Genomic DNA, 16420 nt, shown 5'->3' with positions numbered 1-16420 from the left:
TGTTATGAGCCACAGAGCAAATCGTGTGGGAGAACAAATGAAAAAAGAGCTGAGTGACATCATTGGTCGTAAAATTAAAGATCCTCGGATTGGTTTTGTGACGGTTACGGATGTCCAGGTTACAGGAGATCTCCAACAAGCTAAAGTATATATATCTGTACTAGGTGATGATGAACAAAAGGAGAATACATTAAAAGGTCTTGCAAAAGCCAAAGGCTTTATTCGCACAGAAATCGGCCATCGTATTCGACTTCGGAAAACACCTGAAATCATCTTTGAATTCGATGAATCCATTGATTACGGAAATCGAATTGAAAACCTTCTTCATCAATTACACCATGAAGAAAAACCACTTCAAAAAAATGATGAAGAGTAAATATCGATGGATAGACTTTTGTCTATCCATTTTTTGTAGGATAATAAGTATAAAATTTTTGACTTTGAGATTAGTCTAGCTCCAGCGCCTAGCCCCTCGAGGTTGCTTCGGTCCTGCCGATGAAGTCAAAGAACGACTTCACCGTCAGGACCTCCAGCACTTGTCGGGGCTAACCAAGGCGCTTGCGCTTTTCATATTAAGGAGTGAACTAGTTGGAAGGGATTTTACCTTTATTTAAACCAGCCGGATTGACATCACATGATTGTGTTTTTAAATTACGGAAAATATTAAAAACAAAAAAGGTTGGACACACAGGTACACTTGACCCCGATGTAACCGGAGTTCTTCCAATTTGCATTGGAAAGGCAACAAAGGTGGCAGAATACATAACAGATGCTGGCAAAGCCTACGAGGGGGAAGTGACAATTGGGTATTCAACGACAACGGAGGATGCATCTGGTGAAGTAGTGGAAGAGAAAAAAGTTGACCGCACCATTTCAAGAGAAGAAGTTCTTCAAGTCCTACATTCTTTGACAGGTGAAATTGAGCAGACACCGCCAATGTTCTCAGCGGTAAAGGTTGATGGGGTCCGCCTTTATGAATATGCAAGAAAAGGGATTGAAGTAGAACGGCCAACCCGAAAGGTTTTCATCAAATCCATCGAACTGCTCGATGATAGGGAAAAATTTTCAGGTGAGACGATATCCTTTAGATTTCGTGTCAGTTGCAGCAAAGGAACCTATATTAGGACATTAGCCGTAATGATTGGCGAGAAATTAGGTTTTCCGGCACATATGTCAAAACTTATTCGAATACAATCTGCTTCATTTAAACTTGAGAATTGCCTCACATTTGAAGAAATAGAAAATTTAATGCAGTCGGGTAAAATTATTAGTGAATTAAGACCATTAGAATCAGCACTATCCCATTTGCCGAAATACGTAATTAATGATACAGTAGCAGAGAAAGTAAAGAATGGTGCAATTTTACCGATTCCAGAACATCTAAAAAATAGTAACGGACCTATAGTCACTGAAACGAAGGAAGGACAGGCAATGGCTATCTATGCAAAGCATCCCAGCAAGCCTGATTTGTTAAAACCAGTTAAGGTGCTAAGAAACAATCAAGATCAATAAGGGTACGGTATAGAAAGAGTGAGTTTCAATTGGAAGTAAAGAAGCTTAATTTTCCTAATCATATAGAGAAAAGTGAATTCCCTCCAATATCTATGGCACTCGGATATTTTGACGGGGTTCATCTTGGTCATCAACAAGTTATTTTAGAAGCAAAGAGACAGGCGAAGAAACATGGTTTGAAGAGTGCCGTCATGACTTTTGATCCACACCCATCCGTGGTTTTGGGGAAATCTGAGCGGCATGTCCGCTATATTACACCAATATCAGAAAAAATTCACATCCTCGAAAAAATGGGGATTGATTATGTATTTATTGTTCATTTTACAGTAGAATTCGCAAACCTTCTTCCGCAAGAATTTATTGATCAATATGTAATAAACTTAAATGTTAAGCATGTTGTGGCGGGTTTTGATTTCACATATGGAAGAATGGGAAAAGGGACAATGGAAACAATACCGTTCCATTCAAGAGGACAATTCACTTTTTCAGTCATTCCTAAACTGACAAAAAAAGAAGAAAAGGTGAGCTCGACCCGGATAAGAAATTTATTAAAAGAAGGCAAGACTGCAGAGCTTCCTGATTTATTAGGGAGATACTATACAACAGCTGGAACCGTTATTCATGGGGATAAACGTGGAAGGACAATAGGGTTTCCAACTGCGAATGTAGATGTTGAGGATGAATATCTTTTACCACCGCTTGGTGTTTACTCTGTAAGGATGGAGGTAGATGGAAAGTGGTATAATGGGGTTTGTAATCTCGGATATAAACCTACCTTTAATAATGAAGCAATAAAACCCTCAGTTGAAGTCCATATATTTGAGTTTAATCAAATGATTTATGGTAAAGAGGTTAAAATTGAATGGCATCAATATTTACGGAAAGAACATAAGTTTTCGGGTATTGACGAATTAGTTTCTCAAATTGAAAAGGATAAACTAAATGCAGTAAATTACTTTAAAAAATTCGACAAAGTCCCCGAAAATTTTAGTGAATCAACCTCTTTCCTACATTAAAATCAAGGTTTCACTTGCATTTTAGACTGAAACATTGTATTCTTAATAACGTATTAAAAAACCTTTGCTTGGCAAGTCGAGTCACCGACGCTTGCTCAGTAACAGGGGATTCATATTTTAGGAGGTGAATTAGGATGGCAATCACTCAAGAGCGTAAAAATGAAATTATCGCTGAGTATAAAACTCATGAAAACGATACTGGATCTGCAGAGGTTCAAATCGCTGTCCTTACTGAATCAATCAACAATTTGAATGAGCACTTACGTACTCACAAAAAAGATCACCACTCACGTCGTGGTTTGTTGAAAATGGTTGGTAAGCGTCGTAATCTTTTATCATACCTACGTAACAAAGATGTTCAACGTTACCGTGTGCTAATCAATAAGCTAGGTCTTCGTCGATAATCAACAGAAGCGGGATTTTTCCCGCTTTTTTGTTAGCTTTTTAACGAAGTTTTCTATTAAAGAATCCTCTATACATATTTAAAATCACGAAATTATGTGCATACTATTCTTATATTTGAAATTTCTAACTAAGCTTTTTACGGCTTTTTATATATGGAAAAAGATGATTATTGCGAAAATTTTTTTCGAATCATCCTCTGAAATGATTTTGACCTGAGAGGGGTAACAATATGGAACAAACGAAACATGAGTATTCCATGGAGTGGGCAGGCCGCAAGCTGACTGTCGAAATTGGACAATTAGCCAAACAAGCAAATGGTGCCGTCCTCGTCCGTTATGGTGATACAGCAGTTTTAAGTACAGCAACTGCTTCAAAAGAACCAAAAAACCTTGACTTTTTCCCGTTAACTGTAAACTACGAAGAACGTTTATATGCAGTCGGGAAGATTCCTGGAGGCTTTATTAAACGGGAAGGCCGTCCAAGTGAGAAAGCCATTTTGGCCAGCCGTTTGATTGACCGTCCAATCCGTCCATTATTTGCAGACGGATTCCGTAATGATGTACAAGTTATCAGTATCGTTATGAGTGTGGACCAAGACTGTTCTACTGAAATGGCAGCAATGTTTGGTTCTTCTCTAGCATTAAGCACATCTGATATACCGTTTGAAGGTCCGATTGCTGGAGTAGTAGTAGGTCGGGTAAATGGAGAATTTGTGATTAATCCTACAGTGGAGCAATCTGAACTGAGCGACATCCACTTAACTGTCGCCGGTACAAAAGATGCCATTAACATGGTTGAAGCAGGTGCAAATGAAGTACCTGAGGAAACTATGCTGGAAGCCATTATGTTTGGACACGAAGAAATCAAACGCTTAATTGAATTCCAGGAGAAAATTGCTGCTGAAATTGGCAAAGAAAAATTGCAGATTACGCTTTACGAAATTGATCAAGAACTTGAAGCAGAAGTAAGAGCAATCTGTGAAGCAGATATGATTAACGCTATTCAAGTTCAAGAGAAACATGCCCGTGAAGCTGCTATTACAGAAGTGAAAAAACAAGTTTTGGCTAAATATGAAGAACAGGAAGCTACCGATCAGGATTTAAAACAGGTTAAGCAAATCCTTGACAAGATTGTTAAAGGTGAGGTTCGCCGCTTAATTACTGTGGAAAAGATCCGTCCTGATGGTCGTAAAATTGATGAAATTCGTCCATTATCTTCTCAGGTGGGACTACTTGCACGTACACATGGATCCGGCTTATTTACACGCGGTCAGACTCAGGCGTTAAGTATTTGTACACTTGGCGCAATGGGAGATGTTCAAATACTCGATGGTTTAGGCATTGAGGAAGAAAAACGCTTTATGCATCATTATAATTTCCCTTCCTTTAGTGTTGGGGAAACCGGTCCGATTCGCGGTCCGGGTCGTCGAGAAATCGGTCATGGTGCATTGGGAGAACGGGCACTTGAACCAATTGTTCCGTCTGAAAAAGATTTCCCATATACGATTCGACTTGTTTCAGAGGTTTTGGAATCCAACGGTTCCACCTCACAGGCAAGTATCTGTGCAAGTACTCTTGCTATGATGGACGCAGGTGTACCGATTAAAGCACCTGTCGCCGGAATTGCAATGGGTCTGGTGAAATCTGGTGAACATTACACTGTTTTAACCGATATTCAAGGAATGGAAGACCATCTTGGCGACATGGACTTTAAAGTAGCTGGAACTTCCAAAGGGGTAACAGCACTTCAAATGGACATCAAGATTGAAGGTCTATCCCGTGAAATCTTAGAAGAGGCACTTCAGCAAGCGAAAAAAGGAAGAATGCAAATCTTAGATTCCATGCTTGCAACAATAAATGAACCAAGAGTAGAGCTATCAAAATTTGCGCCTAAAATTTTAACGATGACTATTAACCCGGATAAAATCCGCGATGTTATTGGACCTAGTGGAAAACAAATTAATAAAATTATTGAAGAAACTGGCGTTAAAATTGATATCGAGCAGGATGGAACGATTTTTATCGCATCTACAGACCAAGAAATGAATCAAAAGGCTAAAAAGATTATAGAAGACATTGTCCGTGAAGTAGAAGTTGGACAAATGTACCTAGGTAAAGTAAAACGGATTGAAAAATTTGGTGCGTTTGTTGAAATTTTTGCTGGAAAAGACGGATTAGTCCATATCTCCGAACTTGCGGAAGAGCGGGTTGGAAAAGTAGAAGATGTTGTGAAAATTGGTGATGAAATCCTTGTCAAGGTCACCGAAGTTGATAAACAAGGCCGCGTAAACCTTTCTCGGAAAGCTGTTTTAAAAGAACAGAAAGAAAAGGCTGAAGAGCAGCAATAATGGTATGCCCCGGTCTCGTCAAAGCGTCCGGGGATTAGAAAGTCAGGGTTCACCCTGACTTTTTCTATGTAATATTTGACGAATCAAGGTGCTTGCGCTTTTGAAGTTCTACCTTGTCCTCTTCTTTCATAATGTTTATGGAAGGGGGAAAGGGAAGATGAAAAAGGCTGTTATGTTTATGCTTATTTGTTTGGCTGGCTGGATCGCAGTAAATAATCCAATTGTAAATCCGTATGTAGATACCTTGAAGGAATCCACAATAACTGTTTTAAAGCAACATTCCGATCCTCTTTATGAAAGCATTGTTAAAAATGCTGTGAAATATGAGATTCCACCAGCTGATGCCAGAATAGACCCGGTCTGGAAGGCAATTCCAGGATATAATGGATTAAAGGTTGATATTTCAGCTACCTATAAAAAGATGAAAAGTAAGAAACAATTTGATAAAAAGAAATTGGTTTTTACACAAACTTCACCGAAAGTGCATTTAAAGGATTTACCGCCTTCACCTATTTATAAAGGCCACCCTGATAAGCCAATGGTTTCCTTTATTATTAATGTAGCATGGGGAAATGAATATTTATCAGATATGCTAGCAACCTTAAAAAAGCATCATGTTACCACAAGTTTTTTTCTAGAGGGCAATTGGGTGAAGAAGAATCCGGATCTTGCCAAAATGATTGTTGACGCCGGTCACGAAGTGGGGAATCACTCCTATTCACACCCGGATATGAAAAGACTTACTGCTTCCCAAACAAGAGCGGAAATGATAAAAACGAATGAAGTCATTGAAGCGGCAACTGGGGAAGTATGCAAATGGTTTGCTCCGCCTAGCGGAAGCTACCGGAATGAGACTGTGACGGTGGCAAATCAGTTGAAAATGAAAACGGTTATGTGGACCGTCGACACTGTCGACTGGCAAAAGCCAACTCCAGATGCCCTCATTAACCGTGTTATGAGTAAAGTAGATAACGGTTCGATGATTTTGATGCATCCTACTGAATCAACTGCTAAATCTCTTGATCGTCTCATTACTTTAATCGAGAAAAAAAATCTTACAATCGGTACTGTCTCAGAGTTAATGAGCGAGGAAAGAATAATGAAATAACATAAGAAGAATAGCATAAAATATAAGTATTGAGGTTTTGGAGCTGTTATAATCAGGAGGAATTCGATGATAAATAAATTCACATGTCAAAATGGAGTAAGAATTGTATTAGAACAAATTCCTACCGTGAGGTCTGTAGCCATTGGCGTATGGATTGGTACTGGTTCTAGGAATGAGAACCCCGAAAACAATGGGATTTCCCACTTTTTAGAGCATATGTTTTTTAAAGGTACAACGACACGGTCTGCAAAAGATATTGCTGAATCATTCGATAGCATAGGCGGTCAAGTGAATGCTTTTACCTCAAAAGAATATACTTGTTATTACGCTAAAGTTCTCGATACCCACTCGAAATTTGCTCTAGATGTTTTAGCGGATATGTTTTTCAATTCAACCTTCGTTGCAGAAGAATTAAATAAGGAAAGAAATGTTGTACTAGAAGAAATAAAAATGTATGAAGATACTCCTGATGATATCGTTCATGACTTATTAAGCCGTGCCGTATATGAGAATCACCCCTTAGGTTACCCAATCCTTGGAACGGAAGAAACACTTAATACGTTTACTGGTGATAAGCTAAATGAATATATCCATGACCGCTATACACCAGAAAATGTTGTCATTTCGATTGCCGGAAATGTTTCGGATGCATTTATTGATGAAGTGGAAAAATACTTTGGTTCCTACTCTGGTGGTAATCACGAGTCACGTGAAAATACTCCTGTTTTTCATTCCAATCAGATTTCAAGGAAGAAGGAGACAGAGCAGGCCCATTTATGTTTAGGCTTTGAAGGATTGAAGATAGGTCACGAGGATATTTATAGTTTAATTATAGTAAATAACGTCCTAGGCGGCAGTATGAGCAGTAGATTGTTTCAGGAAGTCCGGGAGCAGCGGGGTTTAGCCTATTCTGTCTTCTCTTATCATTCTGCTTATCAAGATAGTGGAATTGTCACAGTATATGGGGGAACAGGGGCGAAACAGCTCGATTTATTATTTGAAACCATTCAGGAAACATTGGATAAGTTAAAACAGGATGGAATTACCGAAAAAGAGATTACTAATACAAAAGAACAATTAAAAGGAAGCTTAATGCTTAGTTTAGAGAGCACCAACAGCAGAATGAGCCGTAATGGGAAAAACGAATTATTGTTAAAACGTCATCGTTCATTGGATGAAATTATTGAACAAATTGATCAAGTAACAAAGCAAAGTGCCGATGAAATGGCAAGGTCAATTTTCTCTAATCAATATTCAGTATCCTTAATCAGTCCTGATGGAGAACTACCAAAGGGCTTAAAGTAAAAAAACAGTTCCAGAACTCGAACTGTCAGATTGTAGAGAAAGGTTATTTTTCTCGGCAATTTTTCATTTTGTTAATTCTAAAATACCAATTTTTATTAAAAGATTGTCTATGCTAATGGGCCTGTTGATTTCCACTCCAGGTGCGTGCGGTTCGCGGGCGTGCCGGGGAGCCTCCTCGGCGCTTTGGCGCCTTCGGGGTCTCCCCTGCCCCGTACTCCCGCAGGAGTCTTCGCACCTTCCGCTCCAATCAACAGGGAGCAAATCAACCAAAGGAATTGCCACACACCTTTTCCAATCTGTCTAAGTGTGTTGCAATTTTTTATATTTTGGCAGGCAGCATTAATGAGAGCCTGTTCACTTTCATTCTTCAATCCCTGAAACCGGCAGTAGAGAAGCCCGTGCAGCTCTTTCGAGTCTGCGAAGCATCGCTAAATTTTTTCCTTTCTAAATTTATTAGCATTTTTCCTGATTCAGAAAAGCGATTTAACCTTACATTTTCAATGTAGGGCTTTTTTCCAGATTGCATTCTATCCTCTTTGATAACATTATTTAATTCCTCAAAATATTCGCGAGCTAATTTCCACCTCTTCTTTTGTAAACTTATACTTATTGGCATTTGCCTTTAAATGAGTTGAATCCGTAAATAAAACACGCCCCCCAACCATTTTGTAATTCATTGCTTGTAGAACAATGTCATCGAAAATATCTTGAAATATATCAGTATCTATAAAACGATGTTGACGATTTTAACTAATCGTAGAATAAGGTGGAACCGAATCATGGAATATTAAGACTAAAAACCAACGGAAGGCAATGTTCATTTTAATTTCTCTTACTAGTTTTCTTACAGAACGAATACTAAAACGATACCATATAAAAATCATTTTAAATTAGAATAAGAAGATCAGATGGGCGACCATTATCCTCTCTATAAAAGGGACGAACTTTTTCTAGGAGAAAGGATTCAATCAGGCGATGAAGGAGGTCTTCCAGAACTAATTCATCAATAGAAACAAATTCATATTTATTTTGGCTAGACTCTTTTGGCTTAAACATTTTTATTATTTATTGGTTGAGTTGTAGGTCTTTATTGAATACACCTGTTGATTGGAGTGGAAGGCACGTAGACTCCTGCGGGAGTACGGGCCAGGGGAGACCCCGGAAGCGCCAAAGCGCTGAGGAGGCTCCCCGGCACGCCCGCGGAAAGCGAAGTGCCTGGAGCGTAAATCAACAGACCTGTTGAACAGCCAATACATTAACCTTATCGTATTAAATTAATGCGGTGAATGATTAAAGAAGTTGAATGAAATAAAAGGCTATCGAAAGTTTTTCGACAGCCTGATAGTTCGAGAACTCGAACTGTTTTTTTTGTAGTCTATTATTGGACTTCCTTTTATACACTAGTAGAAAGAAAGTGAAGGGAGTCTGTATCGATGAGACTGAGTGAGTTAAGCGGAAAGGAAATTGTTGACGTGAAAAAGGCAGAACGTCTTGGAGTTCTTGGTCAAACGGATCTTGAAATCAATGAGGGAACGGGCCAAATCCAAGCTCTTCTCATCCCATCCCTAAAATGGTTTGGTTTTCGGAAACAAGGAGAAGAAATTAGAGTCCCTTGGAACCATATTAAAAAGATTGGAACGGACATGATCATCATCGATATTCCTGAAGATGAAGTTGAATAAAATTTATAATCAGGCTCGGGAGCCCAAGCAAATGACCATTTGCTTGGGCTTTTTTTATGAACTAATCATGAATAACTCACCGATTGATGTTCACCGACATAAGATGTTGAAGTGAATAGAAGAAAACTGATTTCCGATTAGGATTTTTTTAAAAAGAAGGTGAATGTTTTCATGCTGACAGGGATGCAGATAGCCGTGATCGGTGGTGATGCAAGACAGCTGGAAATTATCCGGAAGTTAACCGAGTTAGATGCCAGATTATCGCTCATTGGCTTCGAACAGCTTGACCATGCCTTTACTGGTGCTGTTAAGGAAAAATTAGATGAGGTAGATTTTTCAACTGTAGATGCCCTCATCTTACCTGTTCCCGGTACAAATTTAGAAGGACAGGTTGAAACGATCTTTTCAAATGAAAAGGTTGTTTTAACAGAGGATATGTTTTTAAAGACACCTGAACACTGTGTTATTTATTCAGGGATAAGTAATGCATATTTAAATGAAATCACAACAAAATCGAAGAGAAAACTGGTCCAACTGTTTTCAAGAGATGATGTTGCCATTTATAATTCGATTCCTACTGTTGAAGGAACGATTATGATGGCCATCCAGCATACAGATTATACCATTCATGGTTCAAATATTACCGTTTTGGGCCTTGGAAGATGTGGAATGAGTACAGCCCGGGCTTTCCATGCACTTGGAGCAAAAGTAAAGGTCGGTGCCCGAAAAAGTGAACATCTTGCAAGAATTACGGAAATGGGGGTAACTCCTTTTCATTTAAGTAATCTTGTAAAAGAAGTGCTGGATACAGATATTTTAATTAACACCATTCCGCACCCGGTGGTAAGTGCAGCGGTAATCTCAAAACTGCCTGCTCATACACTTATCATTGATATTGCCTCTAAACCTGGAGGCACTGATTTTAGGTATGCGGAAAAACGGGGAATAAAAGCATTGCTCGCACCAAGTTTACCGGGAATTGTCGCTCCGAAAACTGCCGGATTAATTCTCGCAGATGTCCTGACACAATTACTCCAAGATGACCTATTAAACAGAAAGGGGAAAGAAAAATGAGTTTAAAAGGAAAAAGAATTGGTTTTGGATTAACGGGGTCACATTGTACGTATGATGCCGTATTCCCCGAAATTGAGAAACTTGTGCAAGCAGGTGCTGAAGTTGTTCCGGTAGTTTCTTATACTGTAAAAAATACTGACACCCGTTTTGGAAACGGAGAAGATTGGGTTAAAAGAATTGAAGACCTTACCGGTAATAAGGCCATCGACTCTATCGTTAAAGCAGAGCCCCTGGGACCCAAAATCCCTCTTGACTGCATGGTCATTGCACCGTTAACAGGGGTTTCCATGAGTAAATTCGCGAACGCTATGAATGATAGTCCTGTTTTAATGGCAGCTAAAGCTACACTAAGGAACCTTAAGCCGATTGTACTCGGAATTTCCACCAATGATGCATTAGGGCTAAACGGGGTAAATTTAATGAGACTTATGGCGACCAAAAACATTTATTTTATTCCATACGGTCAGGATGATCCGGTTAAAAAACCTAATTCAATGGTTGCCAGAATGGCGATGTTAATGGAAACCGTTGAAGCGGCAATTGAAGGAATACAGATTCAACCCGTACTAGTTGAAAGGTTTCGAGATGATGCTTAAATATTCCCTCTTTCGTATAAAATGGTTATTTCTTTTAACGGGATATGTTAGAATATATAAATAACTCAAGTGTAAGAGATTTTTATCTCTTCAAGTGAATTGTTTATACTAAATATGATTATTTCCGAAAGAAATAGCCGGATAAGAGATTGAAAGGGGTCTTAAAGTAATGAGTCAGCAAAGCGGATATAACGTCGCAGTAGTCGGAGCAACAGGAGCAGTAGGTCAGCAAATGATCCAAACCTTGGTAAAGGAAAATTTCCCATACAAGAACCTACTATTATTATCTTCAAGCCGTTCAGCAGGCCAAAAATTAGTGGTGAACGGAGAAGAATATACAGTTCAGGAAGCGAAGCCTGAAAGCTTTGAAGGTATTGACATTGCTTTATTCTCAGCAGGCGGCAGTGTTTCAAAAGAACTTGCACCAGAAGCTGTAAAACGCGGTGCAATTGTCGTTGACAATACAAGTGCATTTAGAATGGATGAGGATAAACCATTGGTGGTGCCGGAAGTAAATGAGTCAGATTTACATCAGAATACCGGGATTATTGCGAATCCAAATTGTTCAACCATCCAAATGGTTGTTGCCTTGGAGCCAATTAGACAAAAGTTAGGTTTAAAGAAAATTATTGTTTCCACTTATCAAGCTGTTTCTGGTGCAGGTGCAAAAGCAGTTCAAGAATTAATGGATCAAACGAAGTCTATTTTGGCAAATGAACCAGTTGAACCAAAAATTTTACCAGTAAGTAGCGATAACAACCATTATCAAATCGCCTTTAATGCGATTCCGCAAATCGATAAATTCCAAGAAAATGGTTTTACTTTTGAAGAAATGAAAATGATCAATGAAACGAAGAAAATCATGCATTTACCGGAGTTAGCTGTATCAGCTACATGTGTCCGCCTTCCAGTTGCCGTAGGTCACTCTGAGTCTGTTTATTTTGAAATTGACCAAGAGGGTGTAAGTGCTGAAGAAATTAAAGCATTATTGAAAGATGCACCAGGCGTTGTTCTACAGGATGATCCGGAGAACCAAGTTTACCCAATGCCGGCAAATTGTGTTGGAAGTAATGATGTATTTGTTGGAAGAATCAGAAAGGACCTTGATGAAGACCAAGGTTTCCATATGTGGGTCGTCTCTGATAACTTACTAAAAGGCGCTGCCTGGAACTCTGTACAAATTGCACAAAGTTTGGTGAAACTTGGTTTAGTAAAAGAAAAATAAAGTTTTCATAAAAAGGCAGGTTTTGAATGTCAACATGAAAATTATTGTGCAAAAATTTGGAGGTACATCTGTCAGGGATGAAAAAGGCAGGAAACATGCCTGTATTCATATTGAAAAGGCGTTAAAAGATGGTTATAAGGTAGTCGTAGTGGTTTCAGCAATGGGAAGAAAAGGGGATCCATATGCAACGGATACCCTTCTTTCCTTAATTGGCGGAAATAACAGTAAAATCAGCAAACGGGAACAAGATTTGCTCATGTCCTGTGGCGAGGTGATCTCCAGTGTTATTTTTACAAACATGCTGCTGGAGTCTGGAATTAAAGCCGTTGGATTAACTGGTGCCCAGGCAGGTTTCCGGACAAATAGTGACCATACCAATGCTAAAATCGTAGAAATGAAATGTGACCGCCTTTTAAGAGAATTAGAACATTCAGATGTAGTGGTCGTGGCTGGGTTTCAGGGTGCAGCCAAAAATGGGGATATCACAACCATTGGCCGCGGCGGAAGTGATACCACTGCAGCTGCATTAGGTGCTGCCCTGAATGCGGAATGGATTGATATTTTTACCGATGTAGAAGGAGTTATGACCGCGGATCCCCGGATAGCTGAAAATGCAAGGCCGCTTTCGGTTGTTACTTATACCGAAGTATGTAATATGGCCTATCAGGGGGCAAAAGTGATTCATCCAAGAGCGGTAGAAATTGCAATGCAATCGAAAATTCCCATTCGAATCCGCTCAAATTATTCTGAAAATCTTGGAACACTCGTGACTACCTTAAATAAAGAAAATCGCGGCAGTGATATAAAGGAACGGATTGTGACCGGAATCGCTCATGTTTCTAATGTGACGCAAATAAAAGTCTTTGCCAAAAAAGATCAATACTACTTACAAGCCGAAGTTTTTAAGGCAATGGCAAATGAAAATATTAGTGTTGATTTTATCAACATCTCTCCGAACGGTGTGGTTTATACGGTTACCGATGAGATGACGGATAGGGCAATTAAAATTTTACAAGATTTAGGTCATGAACCGGTTGTTGAACGTCACTGTGCAAAAGTTTCCGTTGTGGGTGCAGGAATTGCCGGTGTCCCTGGGGTGACTTCCAAAATCGTAACGTCGTTATCGGACTATGGAATTCGAATTTTGCAGTCTGCTGATAGCCATACTACCATTTGGGTTCTCGTTAAACAAGAAGACTTAGTCAAATCAGTCAATGCGCTGCATGATGCATTTCAATTAGAAGAGGAAGCAATTGAAGTATATCGCAATGAAATTTAAGTGTTAACTGTATTAGGCAGGGAGTCTTACCCGAGTCATTCTAGCCGGGCATTCAAATGGAAGGAGCTTAGAAAATGGTTCTTTTTGGTCGAGTATCGACGGCGATGGTAACTCCTTTTGATAAAAAGGGGCATGTTGATTTTTCAAAGACCACTCAATTAGTCAATCATTTAATTGATAATGGTTCAGATTCACTTGTGGTGGCAGGCACTACAGGTGAATCGCCAACCTTGTCAAAGGAAGAAAAACTTGCTTTATTTGCACATGTTGTTAAAGTTGCTGCCAAGAGAGTCCCGGTTATTGCCGGGACCGGCAGTAATAATACGTACGCATCCATTGAACTAACCAAAAAAGCAGAAGAACTTGGTGTTGACGCAATAATGGTTGTGGCACCATACTATAATAAACCGAATCAAGAGGGATTATATCAGCATTTTCAAGCAGTAGCTGAAGCTACCTCTTTACCGGTTATGGTTTACAATATTCCAGGTAGATCCTCGGTCAATGTACATCCAGATACGATTATTCGCCTTTCACAAATTCCAAATATTGTAGCGGTAAAAGAAGCCAGCGGTGATTTAAATGCAATGACCCATATCATTGCCAATACCGATGAAAACTTTGTTTTATACAGCGGTGATGATGGGTTAACATTGCCAGTTATGGCGATTGGCGGTACCGGTATTGTTTCGGTTGCCTCACATATCATCGGAAATGAAATGCAAGAAATGGTTAAGGCCTATCTTGATGGGAATCACCGCAAAGCAGCGAAGTTTCACCAGCAATTGCTGCCGATTATGCAAGGCTTATTTGCAGCACCAAGCCCAGGTCCGGTTAAAACAGCCTTGCAGATAAATGGGTTAGATGTAGGTTCAGTAAGGCTTCCATTAGTCCCATTAACAGAACAGGAACGGAACAGACTGATGATGATTTTAAATAAACATTAATTTTTTAGTAAAAATCCAATCGGTTTTCGATTGGGTTTTTTTGGCTTTTTCGGATGGGATAGTATCAATTCGCAGAATTTGGTTGTAAAGATTTTCAGATTTCAAGTATAATAATCATAACTGATTTCGGTCGGCACAAATCAACATAGGAGGATTCAAACATTGATCACAAGCAAAAAGAATAATTCCATTAAGATTATTTCTCTTGGTGGTATCGGAGAAATCGGAAAAAATATGTACCTGGTCGAAGTGGACAAGGATATATTTGTCATTGATGCCGGCTTAATGTTCCCCGAGGAAGAAATGCTGGGCATCGATATCGTAATTCCGGATATGACCTACTTGACCGACAATAAAGAAAGAGTAAAAGCCGTGTTCCTTACCCATGGTCATGAAGATCATATCGGTGCCCTTTCTTATTTATTAAGGCAGGTAAATGTACCAGTTTATGGAATGAAATTAACACTTGCTCTTGCAAGCGCAAAACTTAAGGAGCAAGATTTTAAAGGAACACCAACCTTTATTGAAGTGGATTCCGAAACGATCATAAATATGGAATCTATAGAGGTCAGTTTTTTTAAAACGAATCACAGCATTCCGGATTCTGTTGGTGTTTGTATTCATACTTCAGAAGGAATTATCGTTTATACGGGTGATTTTAAATTCGATCAAGCCGCAACAAAGCTTTATAAGCCTGAAATTGGAAAAATGGCTGCGATAGGGGAAAAAGGAGTACTCTGTCTTTTGTCGGATAGTACCGAAGCTGAAAAGCCGGGCTACACCACCTCCGAAGCCATTGTCGCAAGAGAAATGTCGAATGCCTTCTATAATGCTCCGGGAAGGATCATTGCCGCTTGTTTTGCATCAGATATTAACAGAATTCAGCATATATTTGATTCTGCAAAGGAAAATCGCAGAAAAGTCGCAGTTGTTGGAAAAAGTCTTGAGCGAATCTATCATATCGCACTTGATTTAGGGTATTTAGAGGTTGAAGAAGATTTAATCATCCCAATTTATGAATTAAAAGACTATAAAGACAATGAAGTCGTCGTTCTAATGACAGGAAACCAAGGGGAGCCGATTGAAGCCTTGCAAAAAATGGCGAAACAAACGGCAAAATTGGTCAATATACAACCGGGTGATACCGTTTTAATTGCTGCTTCACCTTTAAGGGGCAGCGAAGTCTTTTTAGGAAAAACCGTTGATATGCTTTTTAGAGCGGGAGCAAATGTTATTTCAGGTAAACGGACCATTCACGTATCCAGCCATGGAAGCCAAGAAGAATTGAAATTTATGATGAATTTGATGAAGCCAAAGTATTTTATTCCGGTCCATGGAGAATACCGCTTACTGCAGGCGCATCGAAAATTGGCACTGGAAATTGGTCTCACAAACGAACAGATTTTAATTCCTGAACGGGGAGAAATCGTTGAAATAAAGGATGGCAAAATTGGCTTTAGCGGTAAAGTTCCATCAGGGAATGTTTTGATTGATGGGATTGGTGTTGGTGATGTAGGAAATATTGTTTTACGGGACCGAAAACTTTTATCACAGGATGGCATCCTGATTGTCGTTGTTACCTTAACAAGGCAGGACAAAAAAATTGCTGCTGGTCCTGAAATTATTTCGCGAGGGTTTGTTTATGTCCGGGAATCAGAAAAATTGATGGATGATTCAACCAAATTGGTTCGTGAAATTGTGGAAAGAAACATTGCAAAGGAAACATTCGAGTGGTCAAGCCTTAAGCAGGACATTCGCGACGAATTAAACCGTTATTTATTTGAAAAAACAAGACGAAGACCAATGATTTTACCAATTATTATGGAAATATAAATATGAATGTTAAAGGCACTGGAAATTCCAGTGTCTTTTATTATTTGAAAAATTAGCATGAATTTCAATCATACGTTAATACTAAAATCAT

At 39.1% G+C, this 16420-nt stretch carries 14 protein-coding genes and 1 pseudogene; 14 read left to right on the top strand and 1 reads right to left on the bottom strand.

The features are described 5' to 3' along the window. Nucleotides 1-4 precede the first annotated feature (4 nt). The 7 genes from rbfA to J2Y67_RS01535 all read left to right on the top strand — a co-directional run bounded on the left by rbfA (nucleotide 5) and on the right by J2Y67_RS01535 (nucleotide 7693). A complete protein-coding gene (rbfA, locus tag J2Y67_RS01565; protein WP_310169814.1) occupies nucleotides 5-376 on the top strand; it encodes a 30S ribosome-binding factor RbfA in 372 nt (123 codons plus the stop codon). A 212-nt stretch (nucleotides 377-588) separates the two neighbouring features. Further along, entirely contained in the window at nucleotides 589-1512 is a 924-nt protein-coding gene (gene truB, locus J2Y67_RS01560) for a tRNA pseudouridine(55) synthase TruB (protein WP_310169813.1), read from the top strand. A 29-nt stretch (nucleotides 1513-1541) separates the two neighbouring features. Next, a complete protein-coding gene (gene ribF / locus J2Y67_RS01555; protein WP_310169811.1) occupies nucleotides 1542-2528 on the top strand; it encodes a bifunctional riboflavin kinase/FAD synthetase in 987 nt (328 codons plus the stop codon). Nucleotides 2529-2662: 134 nt separating this feature from the next. Beyond that, the gene (gene rpsO / locus J2Y67_RS01550) at nucleotides 2663-2932 is read left to right on the top strand and encodes a 30S ribosomal protein S15 (protein WP_026574892.1); all 270 of its coding nucleotides are present in this window, start codon (nucleotides 2663-2665) and stop codon (nucleotides 2930-2932) included. Between the two features lie 230 nt (nucleotides 2933-3162). Continuing rightward, entirely contained in the window at nucleotides 3163-5280 is a 2118-nt protein-coding gene (pnp, locus tag J2Y67_RS01545; RefSeq protein ID WP_310169810.1) for a polyribonucleotide nucleotidyltransferase, read from the top strand. Between the two features lie 157 nt (nucleotides 5281-5437). After that, on the top strand, nucleotides 5438-6388 hold the full coding sequence (locus tag J2Y67_RS01540; protein WP_310169809.1) for a polysaccharide deacetylase family protein: 951 nt from the start codon (nucleotides 5438-5440) through the stop codon (nucleotides 6386-6388). A 66-nt stretch (nucleotides 6389-6454) separates the two neighbouring features. Continuing rightward, on the top strand, nucleotides 6455-7693 hold the full coding sequence (locus tag J2Y67_RS01535) for a M16 family metallopeptidase (RefSeq protein WP_310169808.1): 1239 nt from the start codon (nucleotides 6455-6457) through the stop codon (nucleotides 7691-7693). A gap of 508 nt (nucleotides 7694-8201) precedes the next feature. Here the strand turns inward: J2Y67_RS01535 and J2Y67_RS27875 are convergent. Next, nucleotides 8202-8749 (bottom strand): annotated as a pseudogene (locus J2Y67_RS27875) (transposase); the annotation flags it as partial. 377 nt (nucleotides 8750-9126) lie between these two features. Here J2Y67_RS27875 and J2Y67_RS01520 point away from each other — a divergent pair. The 7 genes from J2Y67_RS01520 (at nucleotide 9127) to J2Y67_RS01490 (ending at nucleotide 16329) form a co-directional block, all read left to right on the top strand. Further along, on the top strand, nucleotides 9127-9375 hold the full coding sequence (locus tag J2Y67_RS01520) for a YlmC/YmxH family sporulation protein (RefSeq protein WP_310169806.1): 249 nt from the start codon (nucleotides 9127-9129) through the stop codon (nucleotides 9373-9375). Nucleotides 9376-9546: 171 nt separating this feature from the next. After that, nucleotides 9547-10449, top strand: coding sequence for a dipicolinic acid synthetase subunit A (gene dpaA, locus J2Y67_RS01515; protein WP_310169805.1), 903 nt, complete (start codon nucleotides 9547-9549; stop codon nucleotides 10447-10449). Further along, nucleotides 10446-11045, top strand: coding sequence for a dipicolinate synthase subunit B (gene dpaB, locus J2Y67_RS01510; protein WP_310169804.1), 600 nt, complete (start codon nucleotides 10446-10448; stop codon nucleotides 11043-11045). The genes dpaA and dpaB overlap by 4 nt, the downstream gene beginning before the upstream one ends. Before the next feature lie 169 nt (nucleotides 11046-11214). After that, complete coding sequence (gene asd, locus J2Y67_RS01505) at nucleotides 11215-12270, top strand: aspartate-semialdehyde dehydrogenase (RefSeq protein ID WP_310169803.1); 1056 nt, start codon at nucleotides 11215-11217, stop codon at nucleotides 12268-12270. A gap of 34 nt (nucleotides 12271-12304) precedes the next feature. After that, complete coding sequence (gene dapG, locus J2Y67_RS01500; protein WP_310169799.1) at nucleotides 12305-13549, top strand: aspartate kinase; 1245 nt, start codon at nucleotides 12305-12307, stop codon at nucleotides 13547-13549. 74 nt (nucleotides 13550-13623) lie between these two features. After that, on the top strand, nucleotides 13624-14496 hold the full coding sequence (gene dapA, locus J2Y67_RS01495; RefSeq protein ID WP_310169797.1) for a 4-hydroxy-tetrahydrodipicolinate synthase: 873 nt from the start codon (nucleotides 13624-13626) through the stop codon (nucleotides 14494-14496). A gap of 165 nt (nucleotides 14497-14661) precedes the next feature. After that, complete coding sequence (locus J2Y67_RS01490; RefSeq protein ID WP_310170245.1) at nucleotides 14662-16329, top strand: ribonuclease J; 1668 nt, start codon at nucleotides 14662-14664, stop codon at nucleotides 16327-16329. Nucleotides 16330-16420 lie beyond the last annotated feature (91 nt).

This window comes from Neobacillus niacini (assembly GCF_031456445.1).
GTDB lineage: Bacteria > Bacillota > Bacilli > Bacillales > Cytobacillaceae > Neobacillus > Neobacillus niacini_I.
The sequence above is the reverse complement of the archived record's forward strand: the minus strand, read 5'-3'. Positions and strand labels throughout refer to the sequence as shown.

Bases quoted from the DNA above. Each gene is read 5' to 3' on its own strand.
- rbfA (WP_310169814.1), top strand. From the start codon at position 5: ATGAGCCACAGAGCAAATCGTGTGGGAGAACAAATGAAAAAAGAGCTG.
- rpsO (WP_026574892.1), top strand. From the start codon at position 2,663: ATGGCAATCACTCAAGAGCGTAAAAATGAAATTATCGCTGAGTATAAA.
- pnp (WP_310169810.1), top strand. From the start codon at position 3,163: ATGGAACAAACGAAACATGAGTATTCCATGGAGTGGGCAGGCCGCAAG.
- J2Y67_RS01540 (WP_310169809.1), top strand. From the start codon at position 5,438: ATGAAAAAGGCTGTTATGTTTATGCTTATTTGTTTGGCTGGCTGGATC.
- J2Y67_RS01535 (WP_310169808.1), top strand. From the start codon at position 6,455: ATGATAAATAAATTCACATGTCAAAATGGAGTAAGAATTGTATTAGAA.
- J2Y67_RS01520 (WP_310169806.1), top strand. From the start codon at position 9,127: ATGAGACTGAGTGAGTTAAGCGGAAAGGAAATTGTTGACGTGAAAAAG.
- dpaA (WP_310169805.1), top strand. From the start codon at position 9,547: ATGCTGACAGGGATGCAGATAGCCGTGATCGGTGGTGATGCAAGACAG.
- dpaB (WP_310169804.1), top strand. From the start codon at position 10,446: ATGAGTTTAAAAGGAAAAAGAATTGGTTTTGGATTAACGGGGTCACAT.
- asd (WP_310169803.1), top strand. From the start codon at position 11,215: ATGAGTCAGCAAAGCGGATATAACGTCGCAGTAGTCGGAGCAACAGGA.
- dapG (WP_310169799.1), top strand. From the start codon at position 12,305: ATGAAAATTATTGTGCAAAAATTTGGAGGTACATCTGTCAGGGATGAA.
- dapA (WP_310169797.1), top strand. From the start codon at position 13,624: ATGGTTCTTTTTGGTCGAGTATCGACGGCGATGGTAACTCCTTTTGAT.